The organism is Pseudomonadales bacterium (genome assembly GCA_013215025.1).
Classification (GTDB): domain Bacteria; phylum Pseudomonadota; class Gammaproteobacteria; order Pseudomonadales; family DT-91; genus DT-91.
The window spans coordinates 1-3216 of sequence record JABSRR010000237.1; the positions used below are offsets into that span (position 1 = coordinate 1).

Below are 3216 nucleotides of genomic sequence, written 5' to 3' on the forward strand. Positions count from 1 at the left end.
CCACGTGTTTCCCCGGCAGCAGGAATTCTGGCCAAGGCATAGGGCGCTGGTTTGCCGTTAATCATTAGAATACGCTTATCGCCGTGAATTATTTCTGGGATAAACTGCTGCGCCATAATGGTTTGCTGCCCAAATTGGGTGAGGGTTTCGATAATGACGCTTACGTTCGGGTCATCGGGTTTTAAACGAAAAATTTGCGCGCCACCCATGCCGTCCAGCGGTTTAAAAATAACGTCACCATGGCGCTGATGAAAGGCTCGCAATATGCTGGCATTAGCGCTAACGGTTACCGCCGGGCAGCATTGTGGAAACAGTGTGGCAAACACTTTCTCATTACAGTCACGAAGGCTTTGCGGCTTGTTTACCACCAGGCTGCCCTGTTGTTCGGCAAGCTCGAGAATATAAGTGTTATAAATAAACTCGTTGTCGAAGGGCGGATCTTTGCGCATCAAGATCACATTCATGGCGGCAAGCTCGCAGTGCTCAGGTTCGCCGAGCTCAAAATAATGCTCGGGGTCCTCAAATACCTGCAGATCTTGGTATATGCACATCGCTTGGCCGTCAGTAATGTATAGATTGTGCGGCAAGATGTATTTCAACTGCCAGCCTTTAGCCTTGGCCGCCCAAAGCATGGCGAGCGAGCTGTCTTTTTGAAAGCTAATCTGCTCGATGGGGTCCATCACGATTGCAAGCGTAATCATTTCAAGCCTTAGTATTTAAAAGCGTTTATTTTAACGCATTCTTTTGATATGGATAGCATTGCTGCGATAAAGGGCGCAATTATTCCGCGTAAGGCATAGACAATATTTAGACTTGGCGTTATGTTTAGCTGCAAGCATGGTGCAGTTATACCAACATAATAATAACGCTTCTTATAATAATTTCAGTTGCTCAATAAGGTTGCTATTTATGGCAGACAATTTCGAAAATTTAAAAGTGATGGTGATTGACGATAGTAAGACAATTCGTCGAACAGCTGAGACCTTGCTAAAAAAAGTAGGCTGCGAGGTTATTACCGCTGTTGATGGCTTTGATGCGCTGGCAAAAATCGCAGACTCTCGTCCCAATATCATTTTTGTCGATATTATGATGCCGCGTTTAGATGGTTACCAAACCTGTGCATTGATTAAGAATAATAGTGAGTTCAAATCAACGCCGGTTATTATGCTGTCGAGTAAAGATGGGCTGTTCGATAAAGCCAAGGGCAGAATTGTTGGTTCGGATCAGTACTTAACCAAGCCTTTTAGCAAGTCCGAGTTGATGGATGCGATCGATGCATTTGTATGATAGTAGTAAATTTAGTGTTGAGGTTTTGATATGGCACGCATATTAATCGTAGACGACTCTCCCACCGAAATGTTCAAGATGACCGAAATGCTGAAAAATAACGGTCATGAAGTCCTTACTGCTGACGGCGGCGAGGCAGGTGTTGCTTCAGCGAAGTCGGAGCTGCCCGATTTGATATTAATGGATATTGTGATGCCGGGCATTAATGGTTTCCAGGCAACACGTCAAATTACGAAAAACGCTTCTACTTCGCATATTCCAGTGTTGATCGTATCAACCAAAGATCAGGAAACGGATCGCTTATGGGGTCAGCGTCAGGGAGCCAGTGGCTACCTGACAAAGCCAGTGAAAGAAAGTGTGCTGATTGGCGCAATTAATGAAGCGCTTGGATAGAGTTCTATGAGCGAAAATGCGGCTTTTCAGTATTTGCTTTCACTGTCTCATCAGGTTCGTGCGTCTAGCCCTAACCTGCCTGAGCAGAGAGAAGTGCAAGATAGCTGGGGCGGCATTGGTTTTAGTCTTTTGGGGCGCAGGTTTATTGTCCCGCTAGGTGAAATAGTTGAGATGCTGAATGTGCCAGAGGCGACGCGCCTGCCAGGCACGCAGAGCTGGGTCACAGGTCTGGCGAATGTGCGCGGTCGCTTGCTACCGCTGTTCGATCTAGAGGCATTTTTTGGTGCTAAGTTATCCACAAATCGTGGGCAGCACCGTGTACTGGTGATTGAGTTAGGCGAACTTTACGCAGGTTTAATCGTCAGTCAGGTGTTTGGTATGCAGTCGATTGCTGAAAATACGCCAGCGATTGCTATCGATGAAGAATTAGCCATTATGGCGCCATATTCAGATGGCGCCTATGAGCATGAAAGTCTTATATGGTCGACATTTAGTCCATATAAGCTAATAAGGGATCCGCGCTTCTTTAATGCGGCAGCGGCATAAACAGTTAGATTAATCATCAATAATAACAATAGTAAAAACCTTGGGGGTTGGAGATGAGTACAACATCATCCACAATGCTATGGAATCAGTCTGGTGATAAGGTTATCGGTGTGTTGGCCAGCCTTATTGCAATAGTTTTCCTATTTTTTATTTGGACCATTGTGCAAGTTGTTGGCAATGCGCAGGATGAGTCTGAGTATTTGAATATGGCCAGTGAGCTTCGAGTTTTGTCGCAGCAGCTTGCAGCTCACTCTCGAGACTCCAGCGAAGGTAAAGAAGCAGCCTTTAATGAATTAGAAACGGTTCGTGCAGATATTCAAGCACAAATGGAAGCGTTTCAAGCCGGCACCAAAGATCTTGACCCTTTAAGTCAGTTTTTGCCCTCTGAAGTCAGCGATTTAAGCCAGGTTTGGACGAGGCTTGACGCCGATGCACAAGCTATTTTGTCGAGCCGTAACGAGGTGTTGTTTTTGCATGAGGTTGCTGAAGAGCTAGCGGATACCATTCCTGAGCTTCAAGCGCGATATGATACCGTTGTTGAGATCTTGATCGAGGGCCGTGCCTCGGCTGAGCAGGTTGCCTCAGCGCAAAAACAAACCTGGCGTGCTGAGCGTATTGCGCGCAACGTTGACAAAATGTTGGTTGGCGGTGAGCAAGCGGATGATGCTGCAGATCAGTTTATTCTTGATGCCTCAGAGTTTGGGGAAATTCTTAACTCAATGCTTAACGGCAACCCTGCCATGGGTATCAAGCGCATAAATAATGAAGAGGTGCGCTCTGCCTTATTTGAAGTAGCCGACTTATTTGAATTTATCACCGGTTCGGTTGACGATATCTTCACCGCCTCACCGGATCTTAAAAAAGTATCAGCTGCGACCGAGAAGGTTTTTGTTGACTCGCCGCTGATGATGGGTCAAACCTCTAAATTAACAGAAAAAATTAACGACTTAGAGTCACGCAGACCAGTATATGAATCTTCAGTGTCTGCCA

Annotated in this window: 5 protein-coding genes; 4 read left to right on the plus strand and 1 reads right to left on the minus strand. The window is 45.9% G+C overall.

Annotated features, from left to right (window positions below; all coding sequences use genetic code 11):
- Nucleotides 1-701: glutathione synthase (gene gshB / locus HRU21_12330; GenBank protein NRA43076.1), on the minus strand; the 701-nt coding region annotated here is incomplete at its 3' end.
- 208 nt (nt 702-909) lie between these two features.
- On the opposite strand from gshB, the gene HRU21_12335 reads away from it, so the two are divergent.
- The 4 genes from HRU21_12335 to HRU21_12350 form a co-directional block, all read left to right on the plus strand.
- A complete protein-coding gene (locus HRU21_12335) occupies nt 910-1287 on the plus strand; it encodes a response regulator (protein NRA43077.1) in 378 nt (125 codons plus the stop codon).
- A gap of 30 nt (nt 1288-1317) precedes the next feature.
- Entirely contained in the window at nt 1318-1680 is a 363-nt protein-coding gene (locus tag HRU21_12340; GenBank protein ID NRA43078.1) for a response regulator, read from the plus strand.
- Between the two features lie 6 nt (nt 1681-1686).
- Nucleotides 1687-2226: a purine-binding chemotaxis protein CheW gene (locus HRU21_12345; GenBank protein NRA43079.1), complete on the plus strand. Its 540-nt coding sequence runs from the start codon at nt 1687-1689 to the stop codon at nt 2224-2226.
- Between the two features lie 53 nt (nt 2227-2279).
- On the plus strand, nt 2280-3216 hold a 937-nt coding region (locus tag HRU21_12350; GenBank protein ID NRA43080.1), incomplete at its 3' end, for a type IV pili methyl-accepting chemotaxis transducer N-terminal domain-containing protein.